This window comes from Endozoicomonas sp. ISHI1 (genome assembly GCF_024606225.1).
Classification (GTDB): domain Bacteria; phylum Pseudomonadota; class Gammaproteobacteria; order Pseudomonadales; family Endozoicomonadaceae; genus Endozoicomonas_A.
Genome location: NZ_JAGRPU010000001.1, coordinates 344,410 through 364,885, shown reverse-complemented (window position 1 = coordinate 364,885; position 20,476 = coordinate 344,410). Strand labels below are relative to the sequence as shown.

Genomic DNA, 20,476 nt, shown 5'->3' with positions numbered 1-20,476 from the left:
GTAAATTCTCGAAAGATTAGTTTTTCAGACCACGGGTGAGAATCAGGTCCACCTTACGTTCGGCGCTGATTTCAATGACGGGCACCATCTGGTCAGCCAGCTGCAGGTAAAAATCTGCCAGCTTTTCCAATGCTTTGTTACTGCCCTTAATCAGAGAGCTTTGCAGGGCTCCACTGTCTTTTAAGCCGGACTGAAACGGAGACTGAATCTGGCCGTTCTGGTTGGGAACCAAAGACAATACTGGAACGGGTTTGATATCAAAGGCCTCACTGATACCGCTGAGAAAGCCTGCCATAGCCGCCTTGGCCATAACCTGTCCCTGCTTACTGACCAGCCTGCCACGTAATCCGGCTTTGCCATCTTCTCCGGCGATATAACCTTCTAGAGGTCGTTCAATCACTTCTTCCTTATCGTTGTATTTGAGGATGCACGACAGGGTTTCACTGCGAAGATAAGCCCGCTCGGAACTCAGGTCGCCATAGCCCGATGCCAGAACAAAGCATTCCCTGACGTTAGTGCGATAGCGATTGGGCAAAATGGCAGAAGCTTTGATGCGGATTAGGACAGGATAAGGTTCACGTCTTGCCCCTTGCCCTGTCGGAACATCCAGCCCGGTGATTAACTGGCCGGATAGCAGACTTCCGGCCGGTAAGCGCAAAAGCTTTGGTTTATCCTTTGGTTTTGAATTTAGGGTGACTGCCTGAGGGTTGGTAGTTCCTAATACCCGGATAGGTCTGGGCGGTTGAGGAGGTGTGTCATAGTAATCAGTTTCGTTGTATTGGGTTGTTGGTGATTGACTGTAATGATTCCACTGCAATACATCCGGAACAGGCTCTGGCAACGAAGGTTCAGGAAAAGAGAGTGTGGGTTGAACGGGCTGCTTCAGCTGGCTAATTTCCTGTTGCAACTTCTCTATTTCTTGTTGATGTGTTTCATGCAAAGCTTTCTGTTGCTGATGGATGCGTTCCAGATCACCACTGATACGGTTCAGAGTTAACTCTTTGGGTGGCACACCGGTAAAGTCCACAGAGGAGGTGGTTTGCTCCGGGGTTTTAGTAATGCCTGAATCCTGCCGCTTACTGGTCATAAAAATCAGGGTGACCAGAACCGCTGCGGTACCCAGCACAATGCCATAACGCTTTATTCTTGGTGTTAAATAATGGTTGATGCTGTTCATTGCTTGATGATTATTTGGTCAGCAGAGAAGGGCGCAATATGGGAGCAGATTCATAATCAGGCGTATTCAGAAGAATAAACAGCTCTCTTCGCTGGCCGGGATGCAGTTTGTTGTTTGGCCACATTGCGACAGCGGCGGTGTGGCTGCCCTGACAATTTCTTTCATGGAATGTAAGCGGCTTTTCGGTGTTATTCTGGGCAGTGCCTATCAGAATGCTGAAGTGATGCCCCTGAACCTGCTGGCCTTTGGAAAAATCAAACATCAGGCCGTCCTGCTCGCAATGCTGAATATCGGATTGATGCAACATGCTCAGTTCATAACCTTCCGGTATCTGTCCCCTCACCAGCGCAGCAAGCACTTCCGTGATAGCCTGCTGATAGTCCGAGGTTTCTTCGAATCGTTTTGCTAATGCCCTGTTATGGCTGATTTTTTTGCTGCCATTGTTTTGATAGTGACAGCTGAATTTCTTTGGGAGGAACATCCAGTGGTGTTACCAGCAAAGAAAGGGCATGAGACTCATTATCATGAGGGGTGATGTACACGACAAAAGGTTTTTCTTGCTGCGAAGAGAGATAAATCACTGAACCTTCAATCCGAATATCAGCCTGATCAATGGTTCGAATCTGGGGAGCCGCAAAAGGCGTGACAATTCGATTCAGGTGTAGACGACTCAGGGTTACGGGTTGCTGCTGACCCGGTGATACCTGCAACTTGACTGGTGCAGCTGCCAGAGTCAATGAACAATACAAACAGACGGAAACAACATGCGTTTTGTTCATAAAGGAATCTCTCAATAAATGACTACATAGCACGTCTTGAAATGAACATTTTAGATATCGTATACAAGTTGACAATAATAAATGTCGTCTCCATCAATGTCCCGCCAATAGAACCTAGCAGCAAATTATTTGTCAGCCAACAGAATGAATTAAACAAGACAAGTAGACGCAATTTTATTCCATCAACCTGAAATAAACCCCAGGTTACTAAAGATGCACCAAAAATGGTTAGCAATTCATAGCTATGTTGTAAACTGGGTAAACCCATAAGCCATAATAACGAAATAAAGAACCACATGACTTTATTTGATTTCGTTCTGGTTGAAGCATAACTTCTTGCCGCACTGATCCCACAGCCAAACGCGGCCGTGAATGCACCCATCATAATAAAGTGAATACATAACAGGATTTGAAATACGGTCAGGTGTAGTCGAAAACGCCGGCCGTTTTGATGAAGGAATGCACTTGCTCCGACAATAAAGGCAAACAGCCCGACACCCTGGGCAAAATTAATTTCTAACATGACAAGTCTTTACGATGATCTCTTAGGGTTAATCGTGTGACGGAACCAACTTGGATAGATACTGACAGCACAATGTTGGGCTTGATAAAGTTGGTATTGGCCAATGTTGGACATATTTAACTGCCGGGGCCATTGAGGCTTGAGCAAGGACGATGGTATCGTCGGAAATCTCATAAGGAAAGGTTACTTGAGATCAGATTCAATCTGAATGACAGCAAGCACAGGGCGATAATGGATCAGACTGAACTGAAAGGTAAAGGTTTTCTGCCCATACAGGCGTTGATGGCCCGATGAGAGAGCACTGTTTCCCGTCACTCTGACCTCATGAGTGTTTTCATCAAATTCAAGCTGCAATGGCTCAAAGCTCAGCGAAACATGGTCTTCCCGTAACTGGTGGAACTGCCGATTCAATGTTTCATGGACTTGCCGGTGCAGATTGGGTGAAAGCAGACTTTGCAGCCTGGATTCAACAAACGACAGATTCTGCGGATTGAGGTTGCCCAGTAATTCAGCCAGAGACAGTCCCCACCATTCGTAATAGATCTGCGAAGCCTCACCGGAGTGAATGACGATCTGCCCATCCATCAATGGCAAAGTCAGCTCAACAGCCGGTTTGCGACTGAGGCATTGGAAAAGCAGTAGTGCATTCGTCAGCACCAGTACCAGCAGCATCAGCCTGTCCACACAGAGCTGCTGACGCCATTGCTTCAAACGTCGCAGATAGTCTTGAATGGTCATTTTCGGGAAGGGTAAAAGACCCGGACATAAGGGTTGGGCAAGGTTCTGGCTTTCACAAAATAAAAACCCAGCCAGTAAAGCTGGTGGCTCAGGTGGCCGTCAGGGTGACGATCCCGAAATCGTCGATAGACACGAATTGCTATCCAGCCCAGAAACATGCCCAGAAGCAGCTGGTCAAACCAGATACCCCAGATCAGACCCACGGCTACGGGGTAGATTTCATCCAGAGACCAGAACAGGAACTGGATGGGGTCGTTGATGGTGCGGGGGATTTCCATGATGTCTCTCAGAATGTTCGGGTTGTTCGAATATTTCGTTTATTGCTATTTCGTTTATTTCGATTAAACTGCAGTTAAGGAAAAAACTTAGTAAATATTCGATCAGGGAATACCTATGACTACAAAAGACAAACTGACTCTGCCTACTGCTGAAGAGATTGCGATTGCACAAGAGTGCAGCCGGGAAATTTCAGCCTTTCTTGAGACGGGTGCTAAATCTCAGCAAATTGATATCAGCTCTAAGGATGGGGAAAAGCATGCGTTGTCGATTCCAACCAGAGCGTTGAGCCTGCTGGTTGATATTCTGGCGCAACTTGGACAGGGCAATGCGGTAAAAATCATCCCGATCCATGCGGAACTGACCACTCAGGAAGCCGCAGATATTCTCAATGTTTCCCGGCCTTATCTGGTCAGAATGCTGGATGAGGGGGAAATCCCTCACCACAAGGTTGGTCGGCATCGCAGAGTCCGGTATCAGGATTTAATGGATTATAAAGCAGCTATAGATGCTAAACGACTCTCAGCTTTGGATGAGTTGTCATCCCTCTCCCAGATGAACGATCCGGAGTATTAATGGCTTCTCAATTTACTGCTGTTTTTGATGCCTGTGTTCTTTATCCTTCGGTGTTAAGAGACGTGTTGTTAAGGTTGGCGATAACAGACACTTTTCGCGCCAAGTGGACAGACAAAATTCATGATGAGTGGACTCGCAATCTGAAAGCCAATCGTCCAGACATTGATGAGAACTACCTCAATAAAACCCGACAGCTGATGAACGCTCATGTCCGGGATGCAGTGGTTGAAGGCTTTGAGCACTTGATTGATTCAGTTCAACTACCAGATCAGGATGACCGGCATGTTGTTGCAGCGACAATTGTCGCTAACGCCGATGTCATAGTGACTTATAACCTGAAAGACTTTCCTGATGAAGCCCTTACCCCATATGAACTTCAGGCTATTCATCCTGACAGCTTTATTCATGATTTGATTGATCTGCATCCGGCAGAAGTCATTGGCGTGATCCGCTCGGCGAGAGTTGCCTTAAAAAAACCATCATTGACGGTTGATGAATATCTGAGCAGGCAAAGAAAGCAAAGGTTGCCGGAAACGGTCACTTGGCTAGAGTCAATGAAGCTCGTTTTGTAAGAGGAAAACAGTAAACTCACAAGATTACTGATGGAGCCAGCACTGTGGGAGTGATCAGTACATTGGAGCCAGATGGGTTTATAGCTTTCACATAACCCAGAGGTTTTGACAATCACTGTTCTGCGTAGAAAAGTTTATCTGCTTTGAAATTTCAAGACAGCTTGCATCATCTTTGAGCTCAAGCCAGTTCTTCTTTGCCAACAGGTGTTCTGCCCAATAGCCATCGGTACAGAGCAGCCAGTGAGTGCCATCACTGCAAGAGAGTTGCCGGACATCAGGCGTGAGAAAGCGTCGTGCATTCAGACTACGAGTCAGGATATGTCGTTCAGGTTTTGAACAGTTACTTTCTGAAAACCAGAGACCTTCAGGGTTGGCAGCAGTATGCACACTGGTTTGCCAGATAATGTTTCCATCATTATGCCGGGTACCTAGACGACAGTCACCGCAGTGGATAACCTGAGCCTTTAGCTCTGCTGTACCCTTTGGAACAAGGAGAATAAGATAGCTGGCAATATTCAACAGATATTTTTTGCGCAACTCTTTTTGCAGGGCTCTGAGCAGAGTAATGACAGTCTGGCTCTGTGGCATTGAGGGTGAATCAATTTCAACTATTCCTGCGACCATGTGATTCAGGATGAACTGGGTAAATGCATTACCCGGTTGTCCTTTTTGAGCGCCATCAACAAGCATTGCAAAACAATATTCCTCACGCTCAATGAAGAGAGCGGCATCATTATTAATGCGTCGTTCATTACCCTGTTGACTGATCCAGTGGTAATGCATCAAAAAATACCTTCAGCGACAAGATCCAATCGTTCGAAAATGAGCGCTTCCCGTTCACTGTCGCCCAAAGCGCAACTTTGCACGGCGTATTCAAAATCCGGATGTTGCATTAACTGGCTGATTTCTTCAGAAATATACTGACGCAGTTCGTCTCTGGCTGAACTGATTTCATTGATGAGTTCGGGGCGACCATCAAACAGGTTCAACAGGTCTTCTATATCGCGACTGGCAAGTGGATCACCATACCCACGCCCTTGGTAGGCTTCCAGTTTGGTGGCAATAAAATAAACCGGCTTGACCAATCGAATAATGATGTTATCACTCAGGACGTGTTGTTCCGACGTAGACAGGGCATCCGGATACCAGCGATTTGAAAATCCGAGAATGCTTGCATCGTCGGGCATAAAATCCACTCTCATGTCGCCCAGGCGCATAGCGCACAATGGGTCATCTTCTTCGGTGCTATGACTAAAACCTTTTTGTTGCAATACAGCTTGTAGGTCAGAAAAAGAAGTGTGCCCCATGACATGGACAATCAGGTCCACGTCATCGGTATGACGCACTTGCTCAAGACTGAAAGCATCGGTAAGCAATAAGCCGGTGGTGCAACCTCCCACAAAAGCCATTTGCTGCAAGAGCTCAGCCCCCAGTGCGGTGGCGACTCGAATAAGCATCTGTTGGTGTTGATCGGCTTGACTCATTTTGTCAGCCCCAAATAGTTTTCCAGCCTGCGGATGGCCAGGTTGCGTTCTCTGGGTTGACCCATACGGATAGCATCCACCAGAGCCAGTAATACATAAAAAGCGGGATCTTTCCGAATAGCGTAGGTAGCGGATTTAAACAGCGGCTCAATCCCCTGGCCCTTGCTGAGCCCTCGAGCATCGGGCCAGACAGGAAGCAGCTCTCCGGCACTCATGAGTTCATTATTAAAAACAGGAGCAACCAGTGAAGTAGTGACTCCTCTTGTTACTGGCCCCGGTGAGGCTGGGAAAACAAATTTCAAACCATAGACAATAAACTCAAACAGGGACTTTCGGTTCACCGAAGGAACACCAGATCGACGGTCTTTTTTTGCCAGTCCCACGCTATAACAGCGATTTAATGCCAGATTAACCTGAGATTTACTGATACCGGTCATCTGAGCCAGTGTGCGAACTCCATAAGAATCAGCAGCATCAAGAGAAGAGGACTCTGCACTATTTTCCTGTTCCCCACTCCAGTCCTGCCATGAACCCACGGGGATAGGGATGATCGACTGGTTTTCTCCAAGGCTTAGGCAATAGAGTTTTAGTAATAAACCAATATCCTGACCTTTCATGATGCTCTCTTTAATAATTGTCCCGTGTCCTAGGACATGGGACATAGAATATGAAGCAATTGTGGTTTGAGAACCTGTTTTTGTCAAGAGAGAGCCGTTGACCGACTCAGCGGTGACTGGTTTGAGAGCGAAGCTGATGTGCCTTTTCATTCTGAAAATGATTGATTTGCTCTGGCTTAAGGTTCTTGTATCGTGCCTCGAGCCTCTTCCTGCTATCTTCCCGCTGTTTATCAAAATCGAGCCTTGACCCTTTGCCCGTCAGAGTTTCCAGATTCAACTGTTTCAGAGTATCGGCATTCAAGTCTGGCAGTTTGTTTTGCAATTTTAACAGTGCCAGCCACTCGCTAAGGTCAATCTGGTTCCAGTCCACAGCGTGCAGGGTTTCAGGCGTTATACCCGTGCAATCGGGATGTTCGGCAGAGCCCCATCCAGTGTTCAGCTGCTTTCTGATCTGTACTTGCAGGATGCGGGAAAGGGGTGAACTGAAACAGCAATAGCTGTTGTACTCCATGCTGCTCAATCCCAACAATTTGCTTTCCCTGTAGCTGCCGACTTTATGGCAGGTTTTCATCTCCCGTTTGGCGGCCAATTCAAATTCTTCGGTATCACATTTGTTCGTGATCTGGATAATCAGCTTGGTCATGGTATAAGCCGTGTAGATCATGGTGACGACACTGATCGCTGAGGTGATGGCCGGGTTCATAATCAGGGTTTGTTGGCTCAGCTGACCGCCCTGAGAAGCCAGGTTGTTACCAACCGTTCGAAAAAGCAGATTGGTGGCATCCTCGCCCAGAATTTTATGGACGACTTCTGCCATCTTTCGCATCAGTTGTTGCTGCATATTGCCGAGCATAGACTTCTGAGCTTCATGCGACAGTTCTCCGGCAATGGGCTTGGCAGTGGCAGCCTGGGTATGAACTTCAGCCGTTGTCGGCCATAGCCTTTCTGTGAGCTTGTCCCAGCTTTTGCCTAAATCGGACCATAGATTCTTTGCAGGCTGAATGAGCTTGTTGATGCCCTCCATCAGTGGTTCCCTCATTTTCTGATAAGACCCAGTCAGCTGATTGGGAAAATTCCCCTGTAGATGGATTGCTGATTGATCAAATAGATAGCCCATCAGCAGCAGGTTCATATAGCTGGCAAAATTCACATGGGTAGGTAGATTGCAGCAGTCCACTATATTGAAAATGCCTTGTTTGCAGGTGCAGGGCTTGCCGCTGAATATCCTGCAACCACTCCCGTCCTGATTGCACTGTATATCGTGCGCCATATGTTTTGCGGCATGGAGACCGCTGACGGCACTGGCAAAGTCAGTGTTATCCGCATCGGTAATATTGGCCTGACACTCGCCTAACATGCACTGCATGGGTTGACCTTCGCAGTGAATACTCTCCTCGATACCGATGCGATTCACGTGGCCTTTGTAGCCACAGTCATAACGATCCTGTCGGGTATAACAGATGCCGGACTTTTCACCTAAACAACGGCTGTCCAGAAACTCACAGTGAGGGGTATTGGCATAGTGAGCACAGTGATCCGGCGGAGATTGTGATGATCTCGTTTTGTAGAAGAAACAGTCGACTTCAGCCTTGGTCATTTTACAGTCCGAAGGTAATTCTGGAGACAGTGAAGAGAACAGAGGGACGGTTTTGCCATGTACGGTATATTCAGCCGCAGGCAGTCGTTCAAGGCATTGAAACGACGGCTTGCATAAACCATCGTTATGCCACTGCTGCATATTGGCCAGCAGCTCTTGTTGTGCCAAGGTCCCCCAATGGTCTGATGAAACCAGCTGGCTAAGATCAAAATACAGACGGATCAGGGCAAAGCCTTCCCCTTTATCACCGACGGAGGTTCTTAACCGAAAGGATATATCGGGTGCCCCGGACTGAATGACTTCCCTGGCAAGGCTGACTTCCTGGTTCAGGTAATAGTTTTTATCCCGGTCACACCGGCCACCGGATTCTGGCGGAAAATCTGGGTTGCTTTGCCATAGCTTGTGATCATTCAGCCAGAGTTGAATGCGGTCATCCCAGCGGGCATCGACCAGTTTGACTTGATTGAGGGCTTCGGGTTTCAGCATTTTCACCGTCAGTGACTCTTCTTTAATACAGCAGCGGCAGCGGTAGTAGTTGTCAGCACTGCGGATGCCCAACCGGATTTCCAGGCAACCTTCTGTGTCTGAACCACTGTCGCAGGCTTTTAGACCGGAGATACTGCTGCCGCGTATATGTTTCAAAAAAGGCTGGACAGTCAGGTGACGATTGAGCGTCAGGCTGTGATCTTTAACCAGAACCCGGCTGCACTCCCTGATGTCCGGGCTGTGTACCTGACGGTCTTGTTTCAGTACCAGTGTTCTTTGGTAGTCACAGCCTCTGAAGTGTCGACGTAGTCGTGCGATCGTGGCACTCATTTCGCTCTGCCCATCTAAAGAGTTGTCGTATATGGGATTGCCATTAGCATCTGTAGGCCAGTGCTTCTGTTTAGACCAGGTGTTGGGGTGCTGCAGGGCCTTAATACTTTGTTCTACAGGGTGGAGAATCGTGTGTTCGTTGGCATCGGGGTAATATCGATCCGGTGACTGGTTCAATAGGCGCCATGCTTCACCTACCGGGGATTGTTCAGTTTCCAGTTGTTGCGCCCGCTGTTCACCAAAAGATTGTAAGCCATCGAAATCTTCATTTTGATAATAACTTTCCAACTTCCGACGGTGAGTAGTGTCTGAAGGGTTTTCCATCAACAGGTTTGGTACCTGGTTGGTAGTAGGTTGAGGCTTTCTTGTAATAGCTTCAGATTGCTGGTTAATCTGATGGAGCCAGGTTGAGTGGGTATGTTGCTCAAATGTGCGAGTGGCTTCCTGAGTGGTTTCTGCCATTACCGTGTGAAAGCAGATAGCTAACAACCGACCCAGTAGGTTGTAGCAGGCACGTATTGTCATTGACTGACGGTCTGGCAACAATCCCGATATTGCCAAAGCAGATACATAGCGTCGTCTTTAGCCAATGGGTGACGATGCATTCCCCATGTTGCGGCTGAAGCTCCTATCCAGTGTGCTTTCTGCTTTTCCGGCTCAGGCCAGAACATGCTCATTTTGTACTGGCTTTTGGGGAGCCAGGGAGTGATCCGGCTCTGGCACTGGGCCTCTTCTCCTATGGTTTTTCTGCCAAGACCAATCCGATGAATTTTGGCTAGAGCTCGTGTTGCCAGCAGACTGGTGTTATCGGCAAAGTGACCGTAGGTGCTGGTAAAACCGGACAATGGATAAAGGGAGCCCCAGCTACCAGCGCACCAGTGTAGATTATCCATAGGTTGTGAATTCAAAGCGGCTAGGCCATCAGCTGTACAAGCATTAATCGCCGCAGGATTGGCATAAGCGGCCAGCTCGGGAGAGAGTAGGGCGGCCAGCTCCGGGTGATTCCACGACGGGTCTACTTCTGACAAATTCAGCAGGTCAAAATCCACCAGATCACTGGTACAGCCGCCAATACCGGTATACATATTCAGCATTTCAATCAGTGGCAGGCTGTAAACGTGAGCGTGGAGATAGGTTAAGCCTTTGGGAATATTTGCAGAACCCAGTGTTCCCCAACGACGCTGGTCAACCATAGATAGCTTGTGACCACCCAATGCCATCAGGCAGCCGGGACTGCGGGTAAGTTCAATTAGCCTTTGAGGTCGCCAGAAGCCGGTAGTCACGCCAGGGTGAAACATGCCCGCACTGTCTTCGCAGAAGCATGACCCCGTACTGGTGTTAGCTCTGTCGTCAGGCTCTTTGCCCGAACCCAGTTTTGCCAGTCCGATACGAATGGGAAACAGCTCTTTCCAAGGTACAGAATTAATCAGTTTCTCTGACAGAATGGGTACGTTCTGGCACAGGGCTTTTGATGGGTTGTCTGTGGTTTCCTGCGCAGACGCAGATTGTGCAGACATGGAAATCAAAGCTCTTGCCCACAACACCACATCAATGGCAGAAAACTGTGATACTGCTGCTGTTATCACTCGCCAGTGACTCAGGTTTTCTGGTGTCATTAATGCGGGCAAGGTAGTCAGTTGAAAGCGATGAATTAGCTCCGTGGGCATGATGTAAATTGTATGTTCATGCCAGAGACTGGATAGTTTCTGAAACTGTTGTAGCGATCCACTGGATACCAAAATCAGCGCATCAGGATATTGCTGTAACCATGGAATCACCGCCTTCAATTGCTGACGATCGTTAATATTCACGGCAACCATAGGTGTACGCCAGTGACCGGGTATTTTCAGAACTTTGCTGGATGCCTCTCGGCTAGTCGGGAGCTTAGCTCCGAAAGAAAGGGTTTTAGTCTGCAACCGTTTCTGTGCTTTTTCTTGAAGGGGCTGCCAGTTCTGTTGTTTGAGCCGCAGCAAAAGATGCTCCAATAAATCTGGTTCGCTGACAGGAAGTGTTGAGCCATAGGCTCCGATATTGCCATGTTTGCCGGCACGGTACTGGCGCATCATCCATTCAGGCGAGGTAACACCAAAAGCGGTCAGTTTAGTATTGCCGTTGACAACAATCATTGCAGGCACATGATTTATATTCTGCTCACGGAATAAAACAGGGTTAATCTGAATATTCTTCCCGACACCGGCCTGCTTTATCCGGTATTGCCAGCGGCTGATACTATGAGCCAGATTAGTATCTTTGGCTCCCATTCCTCGCACGATGATATTGAAGTTGTGAAGAGATTTTGTATCCCGCAGTAACTCAATCAGAGTCACCTCACCCAGAGCTTCAGATACAAACAGATTAATAGTGAGGTTAGAAGGCAGTGCTGTATTGGTGGCTGGCAATAGCAGAATAATCACCAGCCAGAAGGGTGAGAGAGTCATACGTTTTTAAATTCATCAATCCGCAGGCGAACCTCAGGGCGGGTTAAGTAATGCCAGACCGCTCGTGTTGCCAACGTATCGGACAAAGCACGATGCGCTTCGCCTTCCCATTTGTGCAGCACATACTGACTGGCTTTGTTGAGATTCTGCCATTTGTAATTGCCATGCCAGGCACTCCACTCACCGAAGTGTTGAGCAAACAGCAGCATGCAACACTGTACGATTTTCGCTGCTCCAAGTTCTATGCCCAGGTATTGGCTGTCGTACGCCCTGTTGTAGATCACCACTTCCTGATTCTGAAACAGCGTCTGGATTGTAGCCCGTAGCTCATCATAAGTCGGAGCATGGGCCACTGCTTTCGGACTGACTCGGTGAATCGCCTGGGCTTCTGGCCAGCAATCATGATGTGTTGGTCTGACCAGTGTGTTTAGCAGAGCTTCACCATCATCATTGATAATGGCTATCTCAACAATCTCATCTTGTGGGCTAAGGCCGGTAGTTTCAGTATCAACGTAGATAGTCATACAGCATTCCTGTCTTTCAGTACCTGCATAATGGAATCACTCAGAGAAAGTCCCCGAGATCGATAAGTCCGGATCGCACTTTCATCTTCAGGGTGACTGGAATAGAGTAGCTTTTTAAAGGGATTCAGAATCAAACGGCCGATACCAGACCCCTGCTCCGTGAGCACCAGTGCTTCTGAATATTTGCCTTCAACGGTATGGACGGTTTTCAGCAGTTTGTAACCTTCTGGTGATAAGGGTAAGCGTTGCTGTTTTTCTAATTCATTGATAGTGGACAGCTGTTGCTTGAGCAGAAATTGAGTGGCACTGTTATCCATCGCGGCCCGCCCTGCAGCGGTTTCATAAAAGTCTTCAATCCGCTGTGCCGCCATCAGGTTGGCACCATTAAATCGTCGAAAGCGGCGGAAACCATGTTCGATGAATAGGGCCGCTCCCTGAGTATCCCGCATCAGGTTCCAGGCTTCGTCGATCACTACCAACTTCCGGCGGCTGACATCACCAAAGTACATAATCTGCTGGATCAGGTAGATTAGCTCCAGAATCACCACTCGTTGCAAGTGCTTGCGATTGTCCAGATGCCGAAGTTCAAGCACGGTAAAAGACTGATTGATATCCAGCGTATTGTCTCCACAGAAAAAACGACCATATTCACCTTTGGAAGTGAAGGCTCCGAGCTGCACGGCCAGGTCGGTGATACGCTCATCCGGATGTTGCTGTAATCGCTCCTGTAACAGATCAATACAGCTGTCCGTACCTTCCCCTTCCCAGAGTTCCCGAATTTGTTCACGTAAACTTGCTTCCTGATAAGGAGTTAAAGGCTCTCGCGGAGACACCATGGCAATGATCAGTGCCAGCAGAATATCGCCTTCCTCTTCATAGTCATGAACCAGAGCGAATGGATTCATACCGATTTCACTGCCCTGATCAAAGTCCAGAAACAATCCATCAAAATGCTGACACAGCTTTTTATAACCCTCGCCAATATCCAGAGCCCAACACTGACCACCCCGTATCAGAATATTGCTGATGACTTCATTGACCAGCACGGTTTTCCCTGCGCCGGAAGTAGCCGCAATAATGGCGTTGTAGTTGCTGTTGGATTCAAAGAGCGACAGGTTCATCAACTGCCCACGACGGGATACCAGGTTCAATAACGCCTCCTGATGCCCTGACCAGTCATCAAATAACGGCAGCAGTGGAACGGCGTGACGTGTTGCCAGGGTCTTCTCATGCATGGCAATGGTCTGGGTGCTTTTCTGGGCATTGCCGGGCAAGGTGTTGAGAAACATCGGGAGCATGAAATACACGTCTTCATAAAGCATAAACCCCAGTTCACGGAAGTAGCTGCAGGCATTGGACGACAACCGGCTGGCTTCTTTGGTGAAATTACAATAAAGCACCAGAGTAAACGTCAGCTTCAGGGGGGCATCGCCCTTGTTAAGTGCTTCAAACAGCACATCAAAATCTTTCTTGCGCTCCATAAGCCTCGGTTCAAAACGGGTAATAGGGCTGGAGGCTTGCTGACTGGCAATACGCTGTTTGTTGTTCAGTGAAGATTGCAGCTGGTTGATCGAGGGGAAGTGAAGGAGTACATGAATATGGGCGTAACACTTGATTCCCCTGTTGCCATTCTGGCTGTCACCCAGGTAATTAAATGCCTGACCCAGTGTTGCATAGGCCGGGAGCTTTTTTGCAACCAGTACTTTAACGACTCTGGATTTATGTCCGGAGCCCAGCTCTATCTGATGTGGTGACACAGCCAGAGGTGTATCTGGATCGAAGACCTGCCGGTTAAGTGGTCGTTCTGAATCCACTCGGGCACCTTCCATTGCCCAATGGCCGTATTCATGATGATTGGTCAGGATCATATTCAGGCGAAGCCAGTCATGTTGAGTCATAGTGATAGACAACAGACCGGCTGTATCAATGCCTCCCTGAAAGGAGGATTTGAGCCGCCTGACTTTCAGTAAATCATCTTCATTAGGTGAGAGCTGCCGGATGGGAACCTTGATCGTGAACCACAGAATCCCATGCCTTAGCATTTGTTCATTGGTTACCGGTTCATGAATGCCTGCCTGTAGCTGTTGAATATTCTGTTTCAGCATGGCTTTGAAACGAGATTCAGTTCGGTCTTTGGCCAGCATCAGTTGGCGAATGGTGTTCATCACGTCGGGGCTGGAAATCAAGCCGCACTGAAGCAGTGTATCGTCGGGCCAGTCCTGGTTGAGTAAACCGTTCAGGCGGTCATCCAGTCCACTGTCGAGTCCACTGAGGGGCAGGCTGAGAAATCCGAAAAACAGATGTTTATCGTCGCATAAGAAAACCTGACTTTCAGGATCGTAAGCACGGGTCGTCAGTAGTGAATCTGTATACTGGGGTTCTATAGGTACCCTTGTGTTGGGGTTTTCAAACATTCGGCATTTCCCGGCTGATTTTGAACTATGTTGATGAACGAAACTGAAAACTCAGTAGAGAGCTACTGGGAGGTGAAGAAGATGAATTTGTTAAAACGGATTAAAGGGTTTGTAGCCAGTTTGGCAGGGCTGACTTTTTGTTGTCTGTTGATTGAGCAGTTGGTGTACCTGGTCTTGGTTCCGGGCTATGGCTGGAAGCTTTTGGGGTCTCCGGTTCTTTGGGGCCTGTTTTCTGCTGGGTGCTTTTTTCTCCTTTGGCAGTTTAACCGGGAGTTCCCTGAAAAATTCGCTTCACAGCCAGCCAGCAAGGGCTGGCAATTAAAGGGAGAAACCAATCCGACAACCGGCTTACCTATGGCAGGTGGAATTGATGTGGGAGGAACACCTTATGGAGGAAGACCGGAGTCAGGTTTTATCAAGTTCGATAGCTTCTGACTTGCATCTCGATGTGTTCTCGATAATTTACATGGTGGCTCCTGGTAGAGGCCTTTATCCTGTCTGCCGAAAACCCTAAGGTTGTTGTCTGACTGGCGCTGCTGAATCTCACTCCCGACATTGCTACCGATATGTTCAGGAGGCATAGTCGTATCAAGGTAGTTGCCTTCCATCGGGAGTAATGATTGTCCCCTTAACCATTTTTCAACTGATTGTTCATACTGTTTCAGTTCTGGCTGGTAAAGCCGGTTCATTTCTCCGATCAGTGTGAGTGCAGCTTCAGTGTGCTGCGGATTGTCTGCGGCGTGGGTCAGATGATTAAAGGCGTGCTGACCTAAAACTGCACTCTGATCTCCCCAGCCTCGACTGATTTCAGCAATGGATTGTCCCAGACGGTGACGACGGTCTTCCGGATCAGAGCTTCGTTCATATTTTGGATCATGGTCTTTGACCAGAGAAGCAAAAGTAGCAGCCTGATTATCGGTAAGGCTGTGTGATAGTGCTTTATCAAAGGCCTCATTATATCCCAGCTTAAGTCCGGGTCCCGATGTGGAAGGGGCTGTACCATAGGCACTGTGTTTTAAAAGGTTGGTGATGTAGGGCTTGTTTTGACCTGATTGCAGATACCGACCTTTGATAGATTGGCTCGACTGGTGGTAATCTTTAGCCAGTGGTTGAAGAGCGTAGGGCAATTTTCGTATGGTAGAAGATTGAAGATTTGCCTCTTGTAAGGTTTTTTGTTCCGGTAGCTGGCTGGACTCTGATATACGTTGCTTAACCTGATCATGGCTTATGTTTTCAGGCTGATAAAGCGCATTATTGACAGAGGTTGCAAGGCTTCCATCACTGACTTTCTGCGAAGCTAATGGCTGATTAGATTCAGGACGGTAATTCTCAGCGGCTGAGCCTATTATGTTGGACTTCTGTAAAGCTTCTCCCAACCTACCCAGGTCTGTTTCGTTGGAGCTGTTCAGATAAGTCGAAACCATTGCTGCGGCTAATGTTTCTGACGGGCTGGCAAACTGATCATTGAATCTTTGAACATTGCGATTAACCTGCTGTTGGAACTCAGGATCAAAGGGTTTCGATTGCAGTATGTCCATGGCCGATTCTGAGGCAGCTATGCGGTTAGCCCAGATTGCAGGTCCACACTTCAAAGCTTGCCCCAGTTGTTGTTGTAACTGATTGGCCTGTTCAAAACTTTTCTCGCTACTAAGACTTTCCTGAGCCATTTTCTGATAGGACTGGTCATCACTCATGCCCAGTTCTTTCATCCAGCTTTGGGAATGGCTTTGAGTGGCATCCATTGAAAGAGCTTTCTGGAGATGAGAACTCCAGTTTTTTGAGAAGCTTTCTTTGTTCAGGTATGTGACCGCATTCTGGAATGCATCAGTTTTTACATCGCGGTTTATTCCTGACCACTGCTTTTTATAATTACCAGCTACGCCAAATAAACTACCAAGCAAACTGCCGGTTGAGATCCCACCACCGGCTTCAAGTACTTTTGTGGTAGCCATATCCTTGGCTGTCTGGGAACCCAGGCCAAATTGCTTTTGCAGGTCTCTCGCCAAATCATCCCGCATCTGAGCCACTTGGCTTTCCCCTGTGCTCAGGCTACTGCTGAATTGACGTAGCTCCCGGCTATCAACAGTATTTCCGTACCGTTGCTGAATCGCATGACCGGTCGCCTGACTGAACGCCATCCCGGAAGATTTCCGTGCTGCATCTTTGGATTGTACGAGATTGGATAGATGACTACTGGCCGACAATGCCGGAACCACTTGATCAATTTGCCCTCGAGTCGCTCCCTGTTGCGGTCCGATATTCCAGCCAGCTTGCTGGTTAATGGCAGACCCCGGCATCATAATATCTGGGGCAGACACCTTCTCATTAATAAAATCACCACTTTGCATCCTGCCTGCAAGATGGGTGGCGGTGATCGCGCTACCATAAAGCAACATCAGAACCAATGCTGGCGTAGACGCGGCCATCAGCCCACCAACACCCAACCAATATTCCAGAATCGGTCCCGACTCCATGATACCGGTGAAGCTGGTGATCGGAGCCGACAATGCAGCCATAGCGCCCTGAGAAACCAGAGTAATATAGAGATTATTGATCGCCAGCACGGGCATCCATAGCTGAATCCATAACAACAGCATCAGATATTTAAAGGCCAGCCGCACGCCAAACAATCCAACGCAAACCAGCAATCCCATCAGGGGAGTCACGGCGAACACAAATCCTTCGATATACGCCATCATTGCCCGCATACTGCTCAGGAAAAGATGTTGCTCCCCTGCCCATTGGGTATTGCGTTGCAGAATGGCTTGCTGAGTCATAATGGCAGCCTGTGGCTGTTGTATATCCTGCAATTTTTCGATGGTGGCATCGTGATAAATTGGAAGGAGGGCAGAGGCCATCAGAAAATTACGGCTGGATTCTGCACCCTGGCTTAATGCCTGTAATGCAGCACCCAAAGATAAATTCCTGCCAGGTGAGACACTGTCTCTTTGGATTTCTTGATCAAACCAGCTCGTCATTCGGGGCTTCAACCAGGTGAATGCCTCTGTGCAGGTTACATTGTTAGGCTGCCCATTCTTATAAATCAGAGTACCGAATACTTCAGAGGGAAATTCCAGTGCCGCAAGAACGTCACTGTTATTGAATACTTCATGCAACGTTTTGAAATTCAGATCAATGCCAATGAGCGTGCACTCCTTGATATAGTTTCGCCATGACTGAGCCAGTGTCGGATGGTTCTGAAATTGATTCATGGCTTTGCTGCGGGCTTCCATCATTCTGGTCAGACTGGACAGGTAGCCGTTATGGGTAAGTTTTGCAGCATCGACACTATGAAAGGTTTGTTCAAAGGTTTCCGTCAGTTTCCAGGTAATCGTGGACAGCATACTGGCTGTCAGGGCGATACCAAACGGCACATTATCGACCTTGCGATTGGTGTCGGTATAAACATCATATATATCCACGTTGATACCCTTGTAACTCCTGCCTGCCGTGGGTAAACCAAATAAAGCGGAGTAGATCAGAAGACTCAGAAGCAAGTGCTGGAATGCTGGAAACTTTCCTGCCATTAGCCCCTGTAGAGCCAGATAAAACACGCCAATAGTGAATCCAATCTTGATGGTCATCAGGAACTCAGGATCGTTTACGATCATTACGAGACCATTCAGGACGGTGTAGAGAAAACTCGCATCACCAATGGAATAGATGGTCTCAATCAAGGCTCTTGGCCTTCTGATAGCGTTGGGAGTGGCCGGGTTCCAGCTGAATTCTCTGATATCGCTTCTGTTCGGCCACTGCCAGCATATGGCGATAGTCCTGTATCAGTTCTCCAAACCGGCCATAGCGTTCTCCAAGCCTTTGTAGCTCATGATGCAACTGGGTTTTAGAAGATTTCAGTGTGTCCTGAAGTTGTTGGGCAAAGGGATGATAATCACTTTCCATATTCACCAGCGATACAGTGATATGATGAAGATCTTCCATAAACTGATGCACCATGTAGAAAGCAATATGTGGCGCAGCCTGGGCAATAAACAGCTTTGCTAACTGAACGTCGGCAGCCGTTAGATTTCGGATCATAGCTCCGGTGCCTACGGGTAAATTCTGAAGCAGTGCTGGAGCTGAAACACCGTTAACCGTCAGCAGGGAATCTTTTGCATTGCGATGCCAGTGATCTGCCAGAGCATTCAGCAATTGAGTCAAATGTTCAGATAATCCCGATAGTTTTTGTTTATCCATCAATGCCATAGACAAACAACCTGAATGGTTATGACAACGATAAAGAGTTACCTGATCAGAGCCATAAATCAGGTCCTCCACTTTCAACTGATTACCCACATGACTGAACAACCGTGGCTGAGTATCACCAGATTCCATGGAAACAATGATGGTTCCTGTCAGGCTCATAACTGCTTCACGGTAATCATTGCCGGTAATAGCAGAGGACTTTTTCAGTGCATTCCAAACCAGATTACCCAGCATCTTTTCCTGATCCTGCGGACTGGCCGATTGCCGCCAGGCTTTGACCGGATCACGGTTGGATAATCCCGTGCCGGTAAACGACTGAAAGGTGTCAGCCACATTGGCGCGACTGATATTCAGTGAAGCATCGGTCTGAAATTTTTTCATAGCCGCAGGCATTGGCATACTGTTCACTAAACCCTGTCCCATCTGGCAGGAGTTTGAGAAGAGACTGTTCAGGTGCATGATTTTTTCCTGCAAGGCCTCGATATGTTGATATGCCTTTTCATTCATGGCGCTGATGGCCAGTCCCAGTAGATATCCTGAAGCATTACCGGCGATGTCTCGAATCAACTTGTTGAACTGTTCGCTGTTGATGAAAGAAAAAGAGCCGCCATACAAGTCAATTCCGCCGCAGCCAGCCGAAAATTCCGGAGGTACAATCCCCGTCAAGTTGGTTTCGTTGATGCGAGTTCGGGCATGAAAGGCACCGCCTGAAATGACACCACGACGCTGGGTTTGATATGCCGCCGGATCAGAACTGCTGGACAGTGTGTTAAGCATTTTGTTCAGTTCCTGCTGCAGTGAGCTGGCGTCAACCGGAACCAGGCAGGAGAACACCAACAGATAAAACAGAATCAGGTTCCTCACTTGACTATGATGGGTCAGTGCTTTCTGAAGCTTCATCAGTTTGATGCACGGATTTTTGATATTGAATGTACTTCCTCCGCAGGGGCAGGAAGTGATCAGCACAGTCAGACAAGCCTTTGGATATAGCCCTGGTCCAGACCCTGACCGGTTCACGGGACTCTTCACGCTGCCACTGTCCTGTCAGCCATAACTGGTCACATTGTTGAACCAGTAAGTCAAAGTCTTTCAGCAAATTGATATAGATTTGGGCATGAGGTGTGGTACAGGAAATCTCAACGGTTTTTGGGTAGCTGTATTCTACGGAGGTGCTGTTATCGCCTAGAGTTGGCAACTCTTCGATGGCATTTTTCAAATCGGCATCGAGTTGCTCCAATAATTGAATAATCTTCTGCACAGTACTTTCAGCCATGTTTTGTAGAGTTTCATTCTCCTTGTAAACCACCTCCAGCATAAACAACATGTTTTTCAGCCTGAAATCCATCCAGGTACTCATCCTTTGTGCCTGGTTAGTCTGCAAAAGACATTCAGTAACAATGGCTGGCTGGGATCGTTTTTGATTGCTTGACATGATTGAGACTGCTAATCAGAGAAGAATTTAAAACACAGGCTACCGCACGTCTCCGACCTTAGGAGCATTTGGCAAAAGTATTTCCAACAGGCAAAGGAATAGCCTGCTTTTTTGATAAGCAAAAAGCACAGAAATGATCAGAATGGCTGAAACCGTCAGGCGGAAACAGTCTTCTGAATCAGTGACCTTGCTGTTGGTATTAAAGGAGTTGAATCAGTAATAAAACGAAACAGCTGCTTCGAATCCGAACAGCAAAAGGGAGGTGGCTTTTGAGACAAGATTAAGATCGTCATGATACAACTCCTGAGAG

General features: G+C 47.8%; 19 protein-coding genes. 3 read left to right on the top strand and 16 right to left on the bottom strand.

Going from position 1 to position 20,476, the window contains the following annotated elements:
* Positions 1-16: 16 nt before the first annotated feature.
* The 6 genes from KBW69_RS01235 to traL form a co-directional block, all read right to left on the bottom strand.
* On the bottom strand, positions 17-1,177 hold the full coding sequence (locus KBW69_RS01235) for a TraB/VirB10 family protein (RefSeq protein ID WP_257276176.1): 1,161 nt from the start codon (positions 1,175-1,177) through the stop codon (positions 17-19).
* 10 nt (positions 1,178-1,187) lie between these two features.
* A complete protein-coding gene (locus KBW69_RS01230; protein ID WP_257276175.1) occupies positions 1,188-1,658 on the bottom strand; it encodes a type-F conjugative transfer system secretin TraK in 471 nt (156 codons plus the stop codon).
* Positions 1,594-1,956 carry a type-F conjugative transfer system secretin TraK gene (locus KBW69_RS01225; protein ID WP_257279630.1) on the bottom strand — a complete coding sequence of 121 codons (363 nt, stop codon included), beginning with the start codon at positions 1,954-1,956 and terminating at the stop codon, positions 1,594-1,596. The genes KBW69_RS01230 and KBW69_RS01225 overlap by 65 nt, the downstream gene beginning before the upstream one ends.
* A 22-nt stretch (positions 1,957-1,978) precedes the next feature.
* A complete protein-coding gene (locus KBW69_RS01220; protein WP_257276173.1) occupies positions 1,979-2,479 on the bottom strand; it encodes a YgjV family protein in 501 nt (166 codons plus the stop codon).
* Positions 2,480-2,662: 183 nt separating this feature from the next.
* Complete coding sequence (locus KBW69_RS01215; RefSeq protein WP_257279629.1) at positions 2,663-3,163, bottom strand: type IV conjugative transfer system protein TraE; 501 nt, start codon at positions 3,161-3,163, stop codon at positions 2,663-2,665.
* A 50-nt stretch (positions 3,164-3,213) separates the two neighbouring features.
* Positions 3,214-3,495 carry a type IV conjugative transfer system protein TraL gene (traL, locus tag KBW69_RS01210; RefSeq protein WP_257279628.1) on the bottom strand — a complete coding sequence of 94 codons (282 nt, stop codon included), beginning with the start codon at positions 3,493-3,495 and terminating at the stop codon, positions 3,214-3,216.
* 115 nt (positions 3,496-3,610) lie between these two features.
* Here traL and KBW69_RS01205 point away from each other — a divergent pair, with 115 nt between their 5' ends.
* A complete protein-coding gene (locus KBW69_RS01205; RefSeq protein ID WP_257279627.1) occupies positions 3,611-4,069 on the top strand; it encodes a helix-turn-helix domain-containing protein in 459 nt (152 codons plus the stop codon).
* Positions 4,069-4,641 carry a PIN domain-containing protein gene (locus KBW69_RS01200; RefSeq protein WP_257279626.1) on the top strand — a complete coding sequence of 191 codons (573 nt, stop codon included), beginning with the start codon at positions 4,069-4,071 and terminating at the stop codon, positions 4,639-4,641. The genes KBW69_RS01205 and KBW69_RS01200 overlap by 1 nt, the downstream gene beginning before the upstream one ends.
* A gap of 87 nt (positions 4,642-4,728) precedes the next feature.
* Here the strand turns inward: KBW69_RS01200 and KBW69_RS01195 are convergent, their stop codons facing one another.
* The 7 genes from KBW69_RS01195 to traC all read right to left on the bottom strand — a co-directional run bounded on the left by KBW69_RS01195 (position 4,729) and on the right by traC (position 14,531).
* Complete coding sequence (locus KBW69_RS01195; protein WP_257279625.1) at positions 4,729-5,424, bottom strand: hypothetical protein; 696 nt, start codon at positions 5,422-5,424, stop codon at positions 4,729-4,731.
* The gene (locus KBW69_RS01190; RefSeq protein ID WP_257279624.1) at positions 5,424-6,125 is read right to left on the bottom strand and encodes a hypothetical protein; all 702 of its coding nucleotides are present in this window, start codon (positions 6,123-6,125) and stop codon (positions 5,424-5,426) included. Before KBW69_RS01190 ends, KBW69_RS01195 begins: the two co-directional genes overlap by 1 nt.
* Positions 6,122-6,742 (bottom strand): hypothetical protein, encoded by a 621-nt coding sequence (locus tag KBW69_RS01185; protein WP_257279623.1) that lies wholly within the window; start codon positions 6,740-6,742, stop codon positions 6,122-6,124. Before KBW69_RS01185 ends, KBW69_RS01190 begins: the two co-directional genes overlap by 4 nt.
* Before the next feature lie 106 nt (positions 6,743-6,848).
* Positions 6,849-9,680: a conjugal transfer protein TraN gene (gene traN, locus KBW69_RS01180; RefSeq protein ID WP_257279622.1), complete on the bottom strand. Its 2,832-nt coding sequence runs from the start codon at positions 9,678-9,680 to the stop codon at positions 6,849-6,851.
* Entirely contained in the window at positions 9,677-11,593 is a 1,917-nt protein-coding gene (locus KBW69_RS01175) for a TrbC family F-type conjugative pilus assembly protein (RefSeq protein WP_257279621.1), read from the bottom strand. The genes traN and KBW69_RS01175 overlap by 4 nt, the downstream gene beginning before the upstream one ends.
* Complete coding sequence (locus KBW69_RS01170; protein WP_257279620.1) at positions 11,590-12,117, bottom strand: 3'-5' exonuclease; 528 nt, start codon at positions 12,115-12,117, stop codon at positions 11,590-11,592. Before KBW69_RS01170 ends, KBW69_RS01175 begins: the two co-directional genes overlap by 4 nt.
* A complete protein-coding gene (traC, locus tag KBW69_RS01165; RefSeq protein WP_257279619.1) occupies positions 12,114-14,531 on the bottom strand; it encodes a type IV secretion system protein TraC in 2,418 nt (805 codons plus the stop codon). Before traC ends, KBW69_RS01170 begins: the two co-directional genes overlap by 4 nt.
* A gap of 33 nt (positions 14,532-14,564) precedes the next feature.
* On the opposite strand from traC, the gene KBW69_RS01160 reads away from it, so the two are divergent.
* Positions 14,565-14,966: a hypothetical protein gene (locus KBW69_RS01160; RefSeq protein WP_257279618.1), complete on the top strand. Its 402-nt coding sequence runs from the start codon at positions 14,565-14,567 to the stop codon at positions 14,964-14,966.
* Here the strand turns inward: KBW69_RS01160 and KBW69_RS01155 are convergent.
* Genes KBW69_RS01155 through KBW69_RS01145 form a run of 3 tightly spaced genes read right to left on the bottom strand, consistent with a single transcriptional unit; the run spans position 14,918 to position 20,166 of the window.
* Entirely contained in the window at positions 14,918-18,208 is a 3,291-nt protein-coding gene (locus KBW69_RS01155) for a conjugal transfer protein TraG N-terminal domain-containing protein (protein WP_257279617.1), read from the bottom strand. The two genes, KBW69_RS01160 and KBW69_RS01155, sit on opposite strands and share 49 nt — an antisense overlap.
* Positions 18,201-19,634: a conjugal transfer protein TraH gene (locus tag KBW69_RS01150; protein WP_257279616.1), complete on the bottom strand. Its 1,434-nt coding sequence runs from the start codon at positions 19,632-19,634 to the stop codon at positions 18,201-18,203. The genes KBW69_RS01155 and KBW69_RS01150 overlap by 8 nt, the downstream gene beginning before the upstream one ends.
* A complete protein-coding gene (locus tag KBW69_RS01145) occupies positions 19,603-20,166 on the bottom strand; it encodes a TIGR03761 family integrating conjugative element protein (RefSeq protein ID WP_257279615.1) in 564 nt (187 codons plus the stop codon). Before KBW69_RS01145 ends, KBW69_RS01150 begins: the two co-directional genes overlap by 32 nt.
* Between the last annotated feature and the right edge of the window lie 310 nt (positions 20,167-20,476).

Coding starts and splice junctions, on each gene's coding strand:
- KBW69_RS01235 (WP_257276176.1), bottom strand. CDS start 1,177: ATGAACAGCATCAACCATTATTTAACACCAAGAATAAAGCGTTATGGC.
- KBW69_RS01230 (WP_257276175.1), bottom strand. CDS start 1,658: ATGTTCCTCCCAAAGAAATTCAGCTGTCACTATCAAAACAATGGCAGC.
- KBW69_RS01225 (WP_257279630.1), bottom strand. CDS start 1,956: ATGAACAAAACGCATGTTGTTTCCGTCTGTTTGTATTGTTCATTGACT.
- KBW69_RS01220 (WP_257276173.1), bottom strand. CDS start 2,479: ATGTTAGAAATTAATTTTGCCCAGGGTGTCGGGCTGTTTGCCTTTATT.
- traL (WP_257279628.1), bottom strand. CDS start 3,495: ATGGAAATCCCCCGCACCATCAACGACCCCATCCAGTTCCTGTTCTGG.
- KBW69_RS01205 (WP_257279627.1), top strand. CDS start 3,611: ATGACTACAAAAGACAAACTGACTCTGCCTACTGCTGAAGAGATTGCG.
- KBW69_RS01200 (WP_257279626.1), top strand. CDS start 4,069: ATGGCTTCTCAATTTACTGCTGTTTTTGATGCCTGTGTTCTTTATCCT.
- KBW69_RS01195 (WP_257279625.1), bottom strand. CDS start 5,424: ATGCATTACCACTGGATCAGTCAACAGGGTAATGAACGACGCATTAAT.
- KBW69_RS01190 (WP_257279624.1), bottom strand. CDS start 6,125: ATGAGTCAAGCCGATCAACACCAACAGATGCTTATTCGAGTCGCCACC.
- KBW69_RS01185 (WP_257279623.1), bottom strand. CDS start 6,742: ATGAAAGGTCAGGATATTGGTTTATTACTAAAACTCTATTGCCTAAGC.
- traN (WP_257279622.1), bottom strand. CDS start 9,680: ATGACAATACGTGCCTGCTACAACCTACTGGGTCGGTTGTTAGCTATC.
- KBW69_RS01175 (WP_257279621.1), bottom strand. CDS start 11,593: ATGACTCTCTCACCCTTCTGGCTGGTGATTATTCTGCTATTGCCAGCC.
- KBW69_RS01170 (WP_257279620.1), bottom strand. CDS start 12,117: ATGACTATCTACGTTGATACTGAAACTACCGGCCTTAGCCCACAAGAT.
- traC (WP_257279619.1), bottom strand. CDS start 14,531: ATGTTTGAAAACCCCAACACAAGGGTACCTATAGAACCCCAGTATACA.
- KBW69_RS01160 (WP_257279618.1), top strand. CDS start 14,565: ATGAACGAAACTGAAAACTCAGTAGAGAGCTACTGGGAGGTGAAGAAG.
- KBW69_RS01150 (WP_257279616.1), bottom strand. CDS start 19,634: ATGAAGCTTCAGAAAGCACTGACCCATCATAGTCAAGTGAGGAACCTG.
- KBW69_RS01145 (WP_257279615.1), bottom strand. CDS start 20,166: ATGTCAAGCAATCAAAAACGATCCCAGCCAGCCATTGTTACTGAATGT.